The sequence below is a fragment of the Streptomyces sp. x-19 genome, from assembly GCF_046549115.1.
GTDB lineage: Bacteria > Actinomycetota > Actinomycetes > Streptomycetales > Streptomycetaceae > Streptomyces > Streptomyces albulus_C.
Genome location: NZ_JAJPWK010000016.1, coordinates 45,015 through 59,509 on the forward strand (window position 1 = coordinate 45,015; position 14,495 = coordinate 59,509).

Annotated in this window: 14 protein-coding genes; 9 read left to right on the forward strand and 5 right to left on the reverse strand. The window is 74.5% G+C overall.

Going from position 1 to position 14,495, the window contains the following annotated elements:
• Positions 1 to 67 precede the first annotated feature (67 nt).
• Positions 68 to 565, forward strand: a complete 498-nt coding sequence (locus tag ACLJT4_RS28940) for an NUDIX hydrolase (RefSeq protein WP_411126665.1) — start codon at positions 68 to 70, stop codon at positions 563 to 565.
• 12 nt (positions 566 to 577) lie between these two features.
• Here ACLJT4_RS28940 and ACLJT4_RS28945 read toward each other — a convergent pair whose 3' ends face one another.
• Positions 578 to 1,102 carry a hypothetical protein gene (locus ACLJT4_RS28945; protein WP_020931233.1) on the reverse strand — a complete coding sequence of 175 codons (525 nt, stop codon included), beginning with the start codon at positions 1,100 to 1,102 and terminating at the stop codon, positions 578 to 580.
• 169 nt (positions 1,103 to 1,271) lie between these two features.
• On the opposite strand from ACLJT4_RS28945, the gene ACLJT4_RS28950 reads away from it, so the two are divergent.
• The 3 genes from ACLJT4_RS28950 (at position 1,272) to ACLJT4_RS28960 (ending at position 3,861) form a co-directional block, all read left to right on the forward strand.
• Positions 1,272 to 2,084: a 3-hydroxybutyrate dehydrogenase gene (locus tag ACLJT4_RS28950; protein ID WP_037636984.1), complete on the forward strand. Its 813-nt coding sequence runs from the start codon at positions 1,272 to 1,274 to the stop codon at positions 2,082 to 2,084.
• 117 nt (positions 2,085 to 2,201) lie between these two features.
• Entirely contained in the window at positions 2,202 to 2,399 is a 198-nt protein-coding gene (locus ACLJT4_RS28955) for a CsbD family protein (protein ID WP_411126667.1), read from the forward strand.
• 241 nt (positions 2,400 to 2,640) lie between these two features.
• Positions 2,641 to 3,861, forward strand: a complete 1,221-nt coding sequence (locus ACLJT4_RS28960) for a 4-hydroxybenzoate 3-monooxygenase (protein ID WP_411126669.1) — start codon at positions 2,641 to 2,643, stop codon at positions 3,859 to 3,861.
• 64 nt (positions 3,862 to 3,925) lie between these two features.
• On the opposite strand, the gene ACLJT4_RS28965 is transcribed toward ACLJT4_RS28960, so the two are convergent.
• Positions 3,926 to 4,360 carry a CBS domain-containing protein gene (locus ACLJT4_RS28965; protein ID WP_411126671.1) on the reverse strand — a complete coding sequence of 145 codons (435 nt, stop codon included), beginning with the start codon at positions 4,358 to 4,360 and terminating at the stop codon, positions 3,926 to 3,928.
• A 466-nt stretch (positions 4,361 to 4,826) separates the two neighbouring features.
• Between ACLJT4_RS28965 and ACLJT4_RS28970 the strand changes: the two genes are divergently transcribed.
• Positions 4,827 to 5,942: a chemotaxis protein gene (locus tag ACLJT4_RS28970; protein WP_411126673.1), complete on the forward strand. Its 1,116-nt coding sequence runs from the start codon at positions 4,827 to 4,829 to the stop codon at positions 5,940 to 5,942.
• Positions 5,943 to 6,077: 135 nt separating this feature from the next.
• Here the strand turns inward: ACLJT4_RS28970 and ACLJT4_RS28975 are convergent, their stop codons facing one another.
• The 3 genes from ACLJT4_RS28975 to ACLJT4_RS28985 form a co-directional block, all read right to left on the reverse strand.
• Positions 6,078 to 7,403, reverse strand: a complete 1,326-nt coding sequence (locus tag ACLJT4_RS28975) for a phosphoribosyltransferase family protein (RefSeq protein ID WP_411126675.1) — start codon at positions 7,401 to 7,403, stop codon at positions 6,078 to 6,080.
• Between the two features lie 83 nt (positions 7,404 to 7,486).
• Positions 7,487 to 8,200, reverse strand: a complete 714-nt coding sequence (locus ACLJT4_RS28980) for a histone deacetylase (RefSeq protein WP_411126677.1) — start codon at positions 8,198 to 8,200, stop codon at positions 7,487 to 7,489.
• A 112-nt stretch (positions 8,201 to 8,312) separates the two neighbouring features.
• On the reverse strand, positions 8,313 to 8,918 hold the full coding sequence (locus ACLJT4_RS28985; RefSeq protein WP_411126679.1) for a TetR/AcrR family transcriptional regulator: 606 nt from the start codon (positions 8,916 to 8,918) through the stop codon (positions 8,313 to 8,315).
• A 158-nt stretch (positions 8,919 to 9,076) separates the two neighbouring features.
• Here ACLJT4_RS28985 and ACLJT4_RS28990 point away from each other — a divergent pair, with 158 nt between their 5' ends.
• The 4 genes from ACLJT4_RS28990 (at position 9,077) to ACLJT4_RS29005 (ending at position 14,463) form a co-directional block, all read left to right on the forward strand.
• Positions 9,077 to 10,537 carry a purine-cytosine permease family protein gene (locus tag ACLJT4_RS28990; RefSeq protein WP_411126681.1) on the forward strand — a complete coding sequence of 487 codons (1,461 nt, stop codon included), beginning with the start codon at positions 9,077 to 9,079 and terminating at the stop codon, positions 10,535 to 10,537.
• Positions 10,538 to 10,634: 97 nt separating this feature from the next.
• On the forward strand, positions 10,635 to 12,302 hold the full coding sequence (locus tag ACLJT4_RS28995; RefSeq protein WP_411126683.1) for an amidohydrolase: 1,668 nt from the start codon (positions 10,635 to 10,637) through the stop codon (positions 12,300 to 12,302).
• Positions 12,303 to 12,398: 96 nt separating this feature from the next.
• Positions 12,399 to 13,934: an ATP-dependent DNA ligase gene (locus tag ACLJT4_RS29000; protein WP_411126685.1), complete on the forward strand. Its 1,536-nt coding sequence runs from the start codon at positions 12,399 to 12,401 to the stop codon at positions 13,932 to 13,934.
• Positions 13,935 to 13,974: 40 nt separating this feature from the next.
• Positions 13,975 to 14,463, forward strand: a complete 489-nt coding sequence (locus tag ACLJT4_RS29005) for an NUDIX domain-containing protein (protein ID WP_411126687.1) — start codon at positions 13,975 to 13,977, stop codon at positions 14,461 to 14,463.
• The last annotated feature ends 32 nt before the right edge of the window (positions 14,464 to 14,495 follow it).

Consider the following 14,495-nt stretch of genomic DNA (forward strand, 5'->3'; position numbering starts at 1 on the left):
CGCCTCCCGGGGCCCTGGCACGTCCGGTGCGGGGGTGCCCTCCCGCCGGTCCCGTAGGGTCGGGTGCATGGCGACCCCCGACTTCATCCGTGACCTCCGTACCGTCATCGGCACGAAGCTGCTGTGGCTGCCGGGGGTGAGCGCGGTGGTGTTCGACGAGGCGGGCCGGGTGCTGCTGGGCAAGCGGGCCGACACCGGCGGCTGGTCGGTGATCGGCGGCATCCCCGACCCCGGTGAGCAGCCCGCCGAGACCGCGGTCCGTGAGGTGTACGAGGAGACCGCGGTGCGCGTCGTCCCGGAGGGCGTGGTCCTCGTCGAGACCATGCCGCCGGTCCGCTACCCCAATGGCGACGTGTGCCAGTTCATGGACGTGACGCTGCGCTGTCGGGCGGTGGGTGGCGAGGCGAGGGTCAACGACGACGAGTCGCTGGAGGTCGGCTGGTTCGCGCTGGACGCCCTCCCGCCGTTGGACGACTACGCGCGGAACCGGATCGAGAAGGCGTGGGCCGCCGGACCGACGTGGTTCCAGGGCGTGGCGCAGCCGGAGCCCGAGGCGGCCGGCTGACGACGGCCGGGGTCACAGCTCCGTCGTCGACGGCTCCTCCATCGGGAGCGAGGACTCGTCGGGCAGCCCGGGCAGCTCCGAGGCGTCCGGGGGACCGCCGGGGCCGCCGTCCTGCCCGGTGTCCTCGGTGTGCATCGCGCGTTCGCCCCGGCGGCACTCGGTGACCCAGGTGCCGGTCGGCCCGCCGTCGTACTGGCAGGACCAGCCGCGCACGGCCAGCGTCGGCGGTGGTCCGCCCGACTGCGGCGGCGCCTTGCGGAAGAACTCCGCCATCACCGTCCGTGCCTCCGTGCAGCCCACCGTGCCGGCGGCGCCGGGGTCCGCGAAGAGTGCCACGCCGTGCGCCTGCCCCAGGACTCCGGCGAGTTCGCCGCAGCTCACCGGCTGGCCCGGGATGGTGGGGGAGTCCTGCGGGGCCGGGGTGGTGTTCGGGGCCGGGGCCGAGGCGGCCGGTGCGTTCGCCGGGCCGTCCCCGCCCGCACAGCCGGCGGCTGCCAGGGCGAGCAGCACGGTCGGCACGGCGATCAGCCTGTGCATGGCGGCCTCCTCGTGGCGGCGGTGCGCGGTCGGCGCCCCGCGTCGTTCGACGCTAGGAGGCCGGGTGCGGCGGGGCGATCCGGGGCGGCCGTTCGGGTGACGTGCCGCGGACCGGGCGGCGTCCTGCGCGGCACTGTTCCGGCGCCGGATCCACTGCGATCATGCGCAGATGACCGCGATCAGCAATCCCGGCACGCCGGCCGCCCCGGGCCCGGTGTCCCTCGCCCTGCACGGCCGGACCGCACTGGTCACCGGCGCCGCCAGCGGTATCGGACGGGCCTGCGCCCGCCGGCTGGCCGCGGCCGGCGCCACCGTGCGGGCGGTGGACCGGGACGCCGCCGGGCTCACCGCACTGGCGGACGGGCTGCCCGCCGGCACCGCCGGCACCGTGGAGCCGCACCCGTTGGATCTCACCGATCTGGACGCCGCCGAGCGGGTCGCGGCCGGCAGCGACGTGCTGGTGAACAACGCCGGCATCCAACTCGTCCGGCCCATCGAGGACTTCCCGCCGGAGGTGTTCCACGAGGTGCTGACCGTGATGCTGGAGGCGCCCTTCCGGTTGCTGCGCGGGGCGTTGCCGCACATGTACCGGCAGGGCTGGGGCCGGATCGTGAACGTCTCGTCCGTGCACGGCCTGCGGGCCTCGCCGTTCAAGTCCGCGTACGTCGCCGCCAAGCACGGTCTGGAGGGGCTGTCGAAGACGGCCGCGCTGGAGGGGGCCGCGCACGGGGTGACCAGCAACTGCGTCAATCCCGGATACGTCCGCACGCCCCTGGTGGAGCGGCAGATCGCCGATCAGGCCGCGGCGCACGGCATCCCCGAGGAACGGGTGCTGACCGAGGTCCTGCTGGTGGACTCGGCGCTCAAACGGCTGATCGAGCCCGAGGAGGTCGCCGAGGCGGTGGCGTTCCTGTGCACCCCGCAGGCGTCGTACATGACGGGGGCGTCGCTGGCGCTGGACGGGGGCTGGACCGCGCACTGAGTGGTTTGGCGGCCCGGGTTCCGGATGCGGCCGGTGGCGTGCTGCGGCAGCGTGGTGGCGGAGCCTCACGCCCCCGCCGAGGCTCCGCACCCTCCCCACCGGACGAAGGAGTTCGCGATGGCCGACAAGGGCTCGATGGACAAGATGAAGGGCAAGGCCAAGGAGATGACCGGCAAGGCCACCGGCAACGAGCGGATGACCGCCGAGGGCCGCACCGACCAGGCCAAGGGCAAGACCAAGGGCGCCATGCACGGCGCCAAGGAGAAGGCCCGGGGCATGAAGGACTCGCTGAAGGACCGCGGCGACGGCTCCTGAGCAGACGCGGCGCACGCGCGCCGGCCGCGGGCCCCTGTGGATGCGCACCACAGGGGCCCGCGGCCGTTCTCGGACGGCGTTCCGGCGCGGTCGGGCGGGGGTTACGTGCGGAAATGGCGGCAGTGGTACGGGATTGCGCGGGCCCCGGGTGGGAGTCTCAACCGGGGCGCCGGGCGCGGGATTTCGGCCAACCGCCATACTGCGAGCGATCCTCCGCCCGGCCCGAAGGGAACCGCCCGCCGTGTCCTCGCCCTCCCCCTCGCCCGCCGCTTCGCCCACCGACCGTGCCGACGTCGTCGTCATCGGGGCCGGACCCGCCGGGCTGACCGTGGCCAACGTGCTGCGGGCCGCCGGCGTCGACTGCCTCGTACTGGAGGCGGAGAGCCGGGAGTTCGTCGAGCGGCGGCCGCGCGCCGGGTTCGTCGAGGAGTGGGCGGTGCGGGCGCTCGGCCGGCACGGGCTGGCCGAGCGGTTGTGGGAACGGGCCGAGACGCAAGGGGAGTTCGAGTTCCGTGTCGACGGCGCCCGGCACACCGTGCGGACCGCCCGGCTGTCGGGCCGGCGGCACTTCGTCTATCCGCAGCCGCTGTTGGTCGGCGACCTCCTCGCTGCGTACGCGGACCGGGCGGGTGGCGCGGTGCGCTTCGAGGTGCGCGACGTGCAGCTGCACGACCTCGACGGGCCGCGGGCCGCGGTCTCGTACCGCGATCCGCACACCGGCGAGCGGCACCGGATCGCCTGCGACCACGTCGTGGGCGCGGACGGGGCGCGCGGGGTCAGCCGGGCCGCGATACCCGACGGGCGGGTGCGGATGACCCGTCACGACCACGGGGTCGCGTGGCTCGCGGTGCTGGCCGAGGCGCCGCCGTCCGCGGACGGCGTGGTGTTCGGCATCCACCCGCGCGGATTCGGCGCGCACATGGCGCGCAGCGCCCGGGTCACCCGGTACTACCTGGAGGTCCCGGCCGGGGACGCGGCGGCGGACTGGCCCGACGAGCGGGTGTGGGGGGAACTGCGCGTCCGGCTCGCCGCGGACGGCGCCCGGCCGCTGCACGAGGGCCCGTTGAGCGAGAAGACCGTGCTGGCGATGCACAACTACGTGGTGGAGCCGATGGCGTACGGCCGGCTGCACCTGGCCGGCGACGCGGCGCACCTGCTCGCGCCGATCGCGGCGAAGGGCATGAACCTCGCGATCAACGACGCGCTGCTGCTCGGCGGGGCGCTGATCGCCCACTACAAGGGCGACGACCGTCCCCTGGCCGGGTACTCGGCGGCGGCGCTGCGACGGGTCTGGCAGTACCTGGAGTTCTCGCAGTGGCTCTCGGAGGTGTTGCACGGCGCGTCGTCCGGCGACCGGTTCCGGGCCGGGACGGCCGCGGCCCGGCTGCGGCGGCTGCTCGGTTCGGAGGCCGCGGCCAAGGCGTTCGCCGGGTTGTACCTCGGCGAGGAGGCCGACCTGTAGGGGTCGGTGGCGGGGTCCGCGGCGGCCGGGTGCGGGCCCGGCCGCCGGGAGTCCTGCGGTGGCGTCAGGCCGTGGCGTAGACGCGGGTGGCGAATTCGGCCACCTGGGATTCGGTGAGGGTCTTGGCGAGGTTGGCCTCGGTGATCATGCCCACCAGTTGGTGGCCGCCCTTGACGTCGATCACCGGCAGGCGCTTGATCTGGTGCTGCTCCATGGTGCGCAGGACCTCGCCGGCGTCCGCTTCGGCGTCGATCCAGTGGATCTTGCTCTGCAACGAACCGGCCTGCACCGTCGACGGGTCGATGCCCTCGGCGCAGCACCTGATGACGATGTCCCGGTCGGTGATCATCCCCGTCAGCCTGTTGTTGTCACCGCAGATCGGCAGGGCGCCGACCTTCAGGTCGCGCATCATCTGCGCCGCGTCCTTCAACGACTGGTGCGCACCGACGCATTGCACGCCGCCGGTCATGATGTCCCGGGCTCGCAGCTTGCCGGCCATGGTTCCTCCCGCTGTCACAGCGTTCTCGGCGATGGTGGTTCTTGACTGGTGGTCCGCGCGGCGTTCTCGGCCGTGTGCTGCCCGCCGGCCCGTCCGGTGTGCTCCGCCGCGTCGTTCCGGCGTGCCGATGCGGGCCCGTGCGGGGCGACGACCGGGCGCCTCGCGCGGCGTCCGCGCGTTCGCACGGCGTCTTCCCTTCGATGACACCACGGATGGCGCAAGGTCGCTTCCGGGGCCGCAGCGCCGCTGACCGGGCCGGAATCCCCCGCCGCGCGGGCCCGGGTGCGGTGCCGCGGCACCTGCTGCCCCACCGGGGAATCGGGCATATCGTTCATAGTGTGGTAAGGCGCCGGGGGTGGACGGGGTGCGGGTCCGGGAGCCCGTTCCGGACCCGTTCCGTGAGGTCGTGCCAGCCGATCCGCCCATCGAAAGCTCCGTGAATCCGCTCGTCGAAAGAAGGGTTCCGATGCATGCTGCGCTCAGCTCCGCTGACCTCGCCAAGCTTCGCCGGCAGCGGCCCTATCCGGCCGTGTCGGTGCTGATGCCCACGCACCGTCGTGAGCCGGACAACGCACAGGACCCGGTCCTGCTGCGGAACATGCTCGCCGAGGCGAAGGAGCGGCTCCAGGCCGATCCGAACGTCTCCAGGGAGCGACGGATCGACGTCATCGAGCAGTTGGACAAGGCGGCGGCGGAGGTCGACCTGGCACACGCCGAGGACGGCATGGTCCTCTTCGCCGCGCCGGGGGAGCACCAGGTGTGGTCGTTGGGTAGCACGGTGCCGGCCCGGGTGGTGCTCTCGGACACCTTCCTGACCCGCAACCTCGTCGCCGCGCACGCCGCCGAGCACCCCTTCTGGGTGCTGGCGCTCTCCGCCGACCACGTCACCCTGTGGAGCGGTGCGGTGGACCGTCTCACCGAGGTGCGGCGCGGCGGCTTCCCGCTGACCCGCAGCCTGGTCGACCCCGACCCCGAGGACCAGTTGCAGGTGGGCGACGTGCCCAGCACCTTCCGCAACGAGCACACCCGCAAGTTCCTGCGGGAGGCGGACACCGCGCTGGCCACCGTCCTCAAGGCCGACCCCCGGCCGCTGTACGTGGTCGGTGAGGCGCCCGCGCTCTCCCTCTTCGACGACGCGGGGACGGTCATGCGGGGCGGCACCGGCCTGAAGATCGCGGTGACGCAGGTGCCGCAGGCCGGGTTGGCCGCCGGACCGTCCGAGTCCCTCTGGCAGGCCGTCCGCCCGTACGCGGAGAAGCGCGCGGAGGCCGAAGTCGCCGACGTGCTGGCCCAGCTGGACCGGGCCCGCGGGCGGCGGACCTTCGCGGCGGGACTGGACGAGATCCGGCAGAGCGCCGAGAGCGGCCGGGTCGCCCTGCTGGCCGTGGAGGAGAACTACCGGGAGACCGTACGGGAGACCGGCGGCCACGTGGCGCCGGCCGACCCCAGTGCCCGGGACGCCGTCGACGACCTCGTGGACTCGATCGTCGAGCGGTCCCTGGACACCGGCGCCGAGGTGCGGTTCGTGCCGGACGGCGTGCTCGCCGAGGTGGGCGGCATCGCGGGGGCGTTGCGCTACTAGGGCGTGTCCGCCGGGCAGTGCCACGACGGTGGTCGACGGGGAGTCCGTCGGCCACCGTCGTCGTGCGGTCGCAGCGGTGTGGAGTCGTGGCGGGCCGGGCGGACGCGGCGGCGCCGGTCGGGCCGCGCCCCGGCGTCACGCCGGGAGCAGGTGGAAGTGCCGGGTGAACCAGTCGCGCGCAAGGGCGGACACCGTGTCCAAGGCCCCCCGTTCCTCGAAGAGATGGGTGGCTCCGGGGACGATTTCGAGGTGGTTCTCGCAGGTCAGCGCCGACTGGGCCTGGCGGTTGAGGTCGAGGACGAGGGTGTCGGCGCCGCCCACGATCAACAGCGTCGGGGCCTGTACGGAGGCGAGCAGGGAGTGGCCCGCGAGGTCGGGGCGACCGCCGCGGGAGACCACGGCGCCGATGTCCGCGTCGGGGTAGGCGGCGGCCCTGAGGGCGGCCGCGGCGCCGGTGCTGGCGCCGAAGTAGCCGATCGGGACGGCTTCCCGGGCGCGGAGCCAGCGGGTGGCCTCGGCCAGGCGGCGGGCCAGGGTGTCGATGTCGAAGACCTTGGCCCGGTCGGCCTCCTCGGCCGGGGTGAGCAGGTCGAAGAGCAGGGTGCCCAGGCCGGCGCGGTTCAGCGTCGCGGCCACCGCGCGGTTGCGCGGGCTGCGCCGGCTGCTGCCGGAGCCGTGCGCGAACATCACGATCGGACCGCCGGCGGCCAGGGTGAGGTCGCCGGTCAGCCGGACCGGACCGGCCTCGATCCGCACCTCCTCGGTGCCTCCCGCGCCGCGTGCCGCCCGCGGGCCGACGGCGGTCGCGCCGGCCCGTTCGGTGGTGCCGCCCGCCGCCTGGGACAGCAGCGCGATCACCTCGTCGTCCGAGGTCTGGGAGAAGTCCCGGTACCACTCGCCCACCGCGGAGAACGCGTACGGGGTCGACAGGCAGACGAACTCGTCGGCCGCGGTGCGCAGGCGCGCGGCCGCGTCCGGCGGGGCCACCGGCACCGCCAGCACGACCCGGGCGGCGCCCTGGGCGCGGACCACCCGGCAGGCGGCGGCCGCGGTCGCCCCGGTCGCGATGCCGTCGTCGATGACGATCGCGGTGCGGCCGTCGAGCGGCAACCGTCGCCGGCCGGCCCGGAACCGCCCCGCCTGCCGGGCGAGTTCCGCCTCCTCGGTGCGCTGCACCGCGTCGACGTCTGCCGGTCCGATCCGGCCCCGGCGGATGATGTCCTCGCTGAGGACCCGCACGCCGCCCTCGCCGATCGCGCCGAACCCCAGCTCCGGTTGGTACGGGACGCCGAGCTTGCGGACCACGATCACGTCGAGGGGGGCGCCGAGCGCCTGGGCCACCTGATAGGCCACCGGCACCCCGCCGCGGGGCAGCCCCAGGACGACGGGATCGTCCTTCGCCACATGGCGCAACGCCTCGGCCAGCTGCCGTCCGGCGTCCGCGCGGTCGGTGAACAGCACTGTGTGCACCCCCTACTCAGGGGAGTCGGAAGCCACGTTCACACCTAGAACCGGCATAACCCCATCCGAGGTCGTTCCGCAAGTCAGGGCGGGCCCGGCGGGACGGGGCCGGGGCGTGCCGCCGGGGCCAGCAGCTCCGCGATGGCCTGGACCGACCACCGTGGGTGCACCCCCGGGCACGCGGCGAGATGGGTCGCGGTTCGGTGCGGGTTCCAGCCGTGCGTGGTGCTGATGCCCGCCGCGATGTGCCGCAGGTAGGCGGCGGACGGCGGGTTCGGGGGGACCTCGGTGCTGCGCCAGGGCGCGGTGAAGGTCAGCACGGGGTGGCCGTCGAGCCGACCGGCGCAGACCAGCGTCTCGTAGCGGCCCGGCCCGAGCCGGTCGCGTCCGCGGGTGAGGACCCCCGTCAGGTCGAGGTCGCCCTCCGGGGTGCGGTACATCTCCTGGGCCGCGACGTCCGAGAACTGAGAGGGCGTCAGGAGGTAGCCGCGGGCGGGGAGTTCGCCGTCGACGTCAGGGTCGTAGAAGGCGCGACCGCCGGTCCACACCGCCGATTCGGTGGCGAAGTAGAGCCGGCCGCGCAACAGGAGCGGGGTGCTGCATCGGGGCGGGCGGGGGTCGCGGCAGCCGGGGAACTCCCGTCGCCCGCCCGGCGGGCGGCCCCCGGCGAGGTAGTGCCGGAACCGCTCCGGGTGGGTGTTGGACCCGTACGCCGCGTACCAGACGTGCGTGACGGCGGCCGGACGGGAAGGGCTCCCGTCGGCGCCGAGGGGTTCCGGGGCGCGGGGCGCGGTCACCCCTCCACGGTACCGCCGCCTGGCGCCCCGGCCGCCGGGGAATCCGGGGGTGCGGCCGGGGCTGGGGGTGCCGTCGGTGGTGCCTCCGGGCGGGCCGTGCGGCCCGCCCGGGTCACTCGGGCCGGCCGATCAGTCGGCGGGCCGCCGAACGGGCCACGGTCAGCGCCCGGTCGTGGTCCGTGCCGCGCTGTCCGAGGACCACCCGGGTGCTCAACCCGTCGAGCAGCGCCAGGAGTTCACCGGCCCGCGCGGTGGTGTCCATCGGGGCGAAGCGGCCGCGCGCCACCCCCTTGGCGAGCAGCGAGGTCAGATCGTCCTGCCACCCCTGGTCCATCTCCTCCTGCGCGCGGTGCAGCTCGTCGTTGGAGGGGGTGCGGGCCCACAGTTCGATCCACAGCATCCAGCGGGCGTCGCGCGGTCCGCGCGGCAGGTAGAGCTCCAGGAAGAGGTCGAGCTTGCGCTCCGCGGTCAGCCGCCGTGCCAGCAGCGCCGTGCGCTCCTCGGCGAGGGCGGCCTCGCTCCACCGGAGCGCCTCCAGCAGCAGCAGGTCCTTGCTGCCGAAGTAGTAGAGGATGTGGCCGCCGCTGGTGCCCAGCCGCTCGGCGAGGGCCGACATGGTGAGCGCGGCCAGTCCGTCCTCGGCGATGGCCGCCATCGCCTCCTCCAGCATGCGCTCCTGGGCGATGTGCCCGTCGCGCCGTCGTGCCGCCCGTCCCACCCGTGGTGCCCTTCGCTCGTGTTGCCCTCTGAAGCCGACCCTATCGGCGAATTCGTGCAGAGGTCTTGACGACCGGGGGAGTGGTCGCACATCTTGAATGCCGTTCTAGAACTTAGAACGGCATTCAAGATTTGTGTGGGTACGGAAGGGCAGGTGCGATGGCACAGCAGCAGCCGGACACCGCGGGTATCGGCACCGTCGATCCCGACGGAACCGCAGGTCAGCGCCGTACGGCCGGTGCCCAACGGGAGAGTGACGAGGTCTTCAAGGTCGAGACCCACGGCATCGACCCGATCCCCGACGACGAGCGGCACGGCAGCGCCCGCGACGTCTTCTGGCTCTGGTTCGGCTCCAACCTCACCTTCACCTACGTGATCAACGGTGCGCTCGCGGTCTCCTTCGGCCTCTCCTTCTGGCAGGCCATTGGCGTGATCGTGCTCGGCGGACTGGCGTTCTTCGTGATCAGCGCCGCCGGCCTGAGCGGCATCCGCACCGGCACCGCCACCCTGGTGATCTCCCGCGCCGCCTTCGGCGTCCGCGGCAACTGGCCCGCCGGCCTGCTCAATTGGGTGGTGAGCATCGGCTACACCATCGTCAACACGGTCGTCGGCACGCTCGCCCTGGAAGCCTTCTTCGTCGACCTGGGCTGGCAGGGGGGCGCCGCCGGCCGCGCCCTGGCGCTGCTGATCACCCTCGCCCTGACCTTCGTGGTGGCGATGTGGGGGCACGCCACCGTCCAGTTCGCCGAACGCTGGATGGCCTACGTACTGGCCGTCGGCTTCGCCGCGCTGCTGGTCCTCGTGCTGCCCGGGGCGCACGTCAACGCCCCCGGAGGCCCGGCCGGCGCCGCGGGCTGGAGCCTGGCGTTCGTGGTGATGCTGGCCGGCCCCATCTCGTACGTGCCGATGCCCGCCGACTACACGCGCTACCTGCCGCAGTCCACCTCGCTGCGCTCGCTGACCTGGTACGGCGCCCTCGGTGGCTTCGTCTCCTCGGTGGCGCTCGGGGCGATCGGCGCGGCGGCGGCGACCCGCACCGAGATGACCGACGCGGTGGCCGGCACGGAGAAGCTGCTCCCGGGGTGGTTCCAGGCCGCCTTCCTGGCCCTGGTGCTGCTCGGCTCGGTCACCAACTCGATCATCACGCTCTACTCGTCCAGCCTGAACCTCCAGGTCCTCGGCATCCCCTGGAGCCGCTCCAAGGCGATCCTGATCAGCGCCGCCGTCACCGCGCTCGGCGCGCTGGGCGCCCTGTTCTTCACCGACTTCACCGAGTCGCTGCTCTCCTTTCTCTCCCTGTTGATCATCGTCTTCGCCCCCTGGGGCGGGGTCTTCCTGGCCGACATGCTGATGCGCCGCTGCCGCTACGACACCGGGTCGCTGCACACCGGCCCGGCCGGCCGGTACTGGTACCGCAACGGGTACCACGCCCCGGGCATGGCGGCCCTCCTGATCGGCATGGCCTTCGCCGCGCTGACCTGCCACTCCGAACTGTGGACCGGCCCGCTGGTCGCCCCGCTGGGCGGCGCCGACCTCACCCTCCTCGGTGCCGTCGTCTCCGGCCTCGTCTACTGGGCGCTCGCCCGGCGCACGGTCGCCGCCACCACCCCGGCCGCCTGACCCGCCCGCTCCGCCCCGCCACGGCGCCCCTCCCGGCCCCCGGCCCCTCCCGACCAACCGATCGTCCGTACCACCGCACGACCCAGGAGACCCCGCGATGTCCCGTACCACCGCCCCGACCGGACCCGCCGACCTGGTCCTCACCGGCGCCCGCATCCACACCGTCGACCCGGAGCTGCCGGCGGCCCAGGCACTCGCCGTGCGCGACGGCCGGATCGCCTGGCTCGGCGCGGACGCCGACGCCGCCCGCTGGACCGGCCCCGACACCACGGTCATCGACGCCGGCGGCCGGCTGGTGCTCCCCGGATTCATCGACGCCCACAACCACGTCCGGCTCGGCTCCGACGACGCCTGCGTCCAACTCGCCGGCGTCCGCACTCTGGACGCCATCCACCACGAGATCCGCACGTGGCACGCCGCGCACCCCGACGCCGAGTGGATCGAGGCCGAGGCGTTCGACTACTCCGCGATCCCCGACGGCCGGATGCCGCGCGCCACCGACCTCGACCCGGCCACCGGCGACACCCCCGCCTTCGTCCTCAGCTACGACGTGCACACCGCCTGGTTGAACACCGCCGCACTGCGCCGCCTGGGCATCGACCGGGACCACACCAGCCTGCCGTTCGGCGAGGCCGAGACCGACCCGGAAACCGGCGAACCCACCGGATTCATCAAGGACTTCGCGATCAAGGGCCTCTCCCGCGACGGCCACCGCGCCCTCAAGGAGCTCGGCGTCCCGTGGGCCAGCGCCGACCGCCAGTACGGGCGGCTCGCCAAGAGCCTCGACGACGCCGTCCGGTTCGGCATCACCACCGTCGTGGAACCCCAGAACTCCCTCGACGACCTCTCCCTCTTCGAGCGCGCCCGCGCCGAGGGCCGACTCCGTTCCCGGATCGTCGCGGCGCTCTTCCACCCGCGCGGCACCACCGACGCCGACCTGGACGACTTCGCCGCCGCGGCGCAGCGCTTCACCGACGACCGGCTGCGGGTCGGCCCGCTCAAGCTCTACATCGACGACGTCGTAGAACCCCGCACCGCGGCCCTCCTAGAGCCCTACGCCGGCTGCGGCCACCACCGCGGCGAGACCTTCTACCCGGCCGCCGAATTCGGCGAGCTGCTGGTCAAGCTGGACGCGCGCGGCTTCCAGTGCTTCGTGCACGCCACCGGCGACCGCGGCATCCGCACCGTCCTGGACGCCGTCGAGGCCGCCCGGGCGGCCAACGGCCCCCGCGACGCCCGCCACCAGGTCGTGCACGTCGAATGCCTGGACCCGGCGGACACCTCGCGCTTCGCCGAGCTGGGCGTGGTCGCCTGCATGCAGCCCCGGCACTGCGCCCCGGAGATCGCCGGCCCCGGTCAGGACTGGGCGGAGAACGTGGGTCCGGAGCGCTGGCACAAGGCGTGGCCGATGCGCAGCCTGCACTCCGCCGGTGCCGTACTGGCCTTCTCCAGCGACTGGAACGTCGCCGAGATGGACCCCATGATCGGCATCTACACCGCCCTCACCCGGCAGCCGCTGGGCGGCGGCGTGCCCTGGCAGCCCGAGGAGACGGTGAGCGTCGAAACCGCCGTGCACGCCTACACCATGGGCTCCGCGTACGCCAACTTCCTGGAGGAGGAACGGGGTTCGCTGACCGTCGGCAAGCTCGCCGACTTCGTGGTGCTCTCCCGGGACATCCTCCGGGCCGCGCCCGAGGACATCCCCGGCACGGTGGCGGAGACCGTCGTCGTCGGCGGCGAGATCGTCCACGAGAGCGGGCGGTGACCGCCGGCGGGGGACGCCCGACCCCGTAATCGGGCGAATGTTCGAGGAGGGGGTGGTCCGGGGGCGGCGGCGCCGGCACGGGGGCAGGATGACCCTATGCTGCTCGCCGCCGTCGCCCGCGTGTCCGCGGAGGTCGCCGCCACCACGGCCCGATCGCGGAAGACGGCGCTGCTGGCCGAGCTGTTCCGCGCCGCCGCCCCCGAGGACGCCCCGGTGGTCATCCCCTACCTGGCCGGGCGGCTGCCCCAGGGCAGGATCGGCGTCGGCTGGAGCGCCCTGCGCGCCCCGCCGCCACCCGCCGACCGGGCCACCCTCACCGTCCGGGACGCGGACCGGGCACTGACCACGCTGGCCCGGGTGGCCGGCCCCGGTGCCCAGGCCGAGCGGCGGCGCCTGGTCCGGGACCTCCTCGCCGCCGCCACCGCCGAGGAGCAGCGCTTCCTGCACGGGCTGCTGACCGGCGAGGTCCGCCAGGGCGCCCTGGACGCGCTCGCCGTCGAGGGGCTCGCCGCCGCCACCGGCGCGGCCCCGGACGCGGTCCGGCGCGCCGTGATGCTCGCCGGCTCGCTCCCGGACGTCGCCCGGGCGCTGCTCTCGGAGGGGCCGCCGGCCTTGGCCGACTTCCGGCTCACCGTCGGCCGGCCGGTCGGACCGATGCTCGCGCAGACCGCCGCCTCGGTGGCCGAGGCGATCGACCGGCTCGGCCGCTGCGCCGTGGAGGAGAAGCTCGACGGCATCCGGGTGCAGGTGCACCGGGACGGCCCCGACGTGCGGATCCACACCCGCACCCTGGACGAGGTCACCGGCCGGCTGCCCGAGGTCGTGGCCCTCGTCCGGGCGCTGCCCGCCGCGCGCCTGATCCTCGACGGCGAGGTGATCGCCCTGGGGCCGGACGGGCGCCCGGTCCCGTTCCAGCGGGTCGCCGGCCGCTTCGGCTCCCGCACGGACGTCGCCGCGGCCCGGGCCGCCCTCCCGCTGACCCCGGTCTTCTTCGACCTGCTCGCGCTCGACGACCGGGCGCTGCTGGACCTCCCCGGCGAGCAGCGGCACGCCGAACTCGCCGCATGCGTGCCGGAGTCGGCCCGGGTGCGGCGCTGCGTGGTGGCGGACCCGGACGACCCCGGGGCGCGCGCCGCCGCCGCGGAGTTCTTCGACCGCACCCTGGCGCGCGGCCACGAGGGCGTCGTGGTCAAGGCCCTCGACGCGCCCTACGGCGCCGGCCGCCGCGGCGCGGCCTGGCTGAAGGTCAAGCCCGTGCACACCCTGGACCTGGTGGTGCTGGCGGCGGAGTGGGGCCACGGCCGCCGCACCGGCAAGCTCTCCAACCTGCACCTGGGGGCGCGGGCCGCGGACGGCGGGTTCGTCATGCTGGGCAAGACCTTCAAGGGGCTCACCGACGCCACCCTCACCTGGCAGACCGCGCGGCTCCAGGAGCTGGCCGTGGCGGACGACGGGCACGTGGTGACGGTCCGCCCGGAACTCGTCGTGGAGATCGCCTACGACGGGTTGCAGACCTCGTCCCGCTACCCGGCCGGGGTCACCCTGCGGTTCGCCCGCGTGGTGCGCTACCGGGACGACAAGCCGGCCGCGGAGGCCGACACCCTCGACACCGTGCGCGCCGCCCACGGCTGACCCGGCCCCAGGCGGCGGACGGGAAGGGAGCACCGGATCGATGGCAGGCAGACGCAGCGCCGGACTGCTGCTGCACCGCAGCGGCGCCGACGGCGGCACCGAGGTGCTGCTGGCGCACATGGGCGGCCCGCTGTGGGCCCGTCGGGACGCCGGCGCCTGGTCGGTGCCCAAAGGCGAGTACGTGCCGCCGGAGGAGCCGCTGGCCGCCGCCCGCCGGGAGTTCACCGAGGAACTGGGGCTGCCGCCCCCGGAGGGGCGGTACGTGCCGTTGGGGGACGTCCGCCAGTCCGGCGGGAAAGTGGTGACGGTCTGGGCCGTCGCGGGCGACCTCGACCCGGCGGCGATCACGCCCGGCACCTTCGAGCTGGAGTGGCCGCGCGGCTCCGGGACGCTCCGCAGCTTCCCGGAGGTCGACCGGGTGGCGTGGTGCACCCCCCAGCGGGCGCGCGCACGGCTGGTCACCGCGCAGCGGGAGTTCCTGGACCGGCTGGCGGACGCGCTGGCCGACGGGGCCGGCGACGTCCGTTGACCGCATCGGCCGCACCGGCCGGCCCGCCCGGA

Excerpts from the sequence above, each read along its gene's own strand:
- ACLJT4_RS28970 (WP_411126673.1), top strand. The coding sequence starts at position 4,827 with ATGCATGCTGCGCTCAGCTCCGCTGACCTCGCCAAGCTTCGCCGGCAG.
- ACLJT4_RS28990 (WP_411126681.1), top strand. The coding sequence starts at position 9,077 with ATGGCACAGCAGCAGCCGGACACCGCGGGTATCGGCACCGTCGATCCC.
- ACLJT4_RS28995 (WP_411126683.1), top strand. The coding sequence starts at position 10,635 with ATGTCCCGTACCACCGCCCCGACCGGACCCGCCGACCTGGTCCTCACC.
- ACLJT4_RS29005 (WP_411126687.1), top strand. The coding sequence starts at position 13,975 with ATGGCAGGCAGACGCAGCGCCGGACTGCTGCTGCACCGCAGCGGCGCC.
- ACLJT4_RS28950 (WP_037636984.1), top strand. The coding sequence starts at position 1,272 with ATGACCGCGATCAGCAATCCCGGCACGCCGGCCGCCCCGGGCCCGGTG.
- ACLJT4_RS28940 (WP_411126665.1), top strand. The coding sequence starts at position 68 with ATGGCGACCCCCGACTTCATCCGTGACCTCCGTACCGTCATCGGCACG.
- ACLJT4_RS28945 (WP_020931233.1), bottom strand. The coding sequence starts at position 1,102 with ATGCACAGGCTGATCGCCGTGCCGACCGTGCTGCTCGCCCTGGCAGCC.
- ACLJT4_RS28955 (WP_411126667.1), top strand. The coding sequence starts at position 2,202 with ATGGCCGACAAGGGCTCGATGGACAAGATGAAGGGCAAGGCCAAGGAG.
- ACLJT4_RS28965 (WP_411126671.1), bottom strand. The coding sequence starts at position 4,360 with ATGGCCGGCAAGCTGCGAGCCCGGGACATCATGACCGGCGGCGTGCAA.
- ACLJT4_RS29000 (WP_411126685.1), top strand. The coding sequence starts at position 12,399 with ATGCTGCTCGCCGCCGTCGCCCGCGTGTCCGCGGAGGTCGCCGCCACC.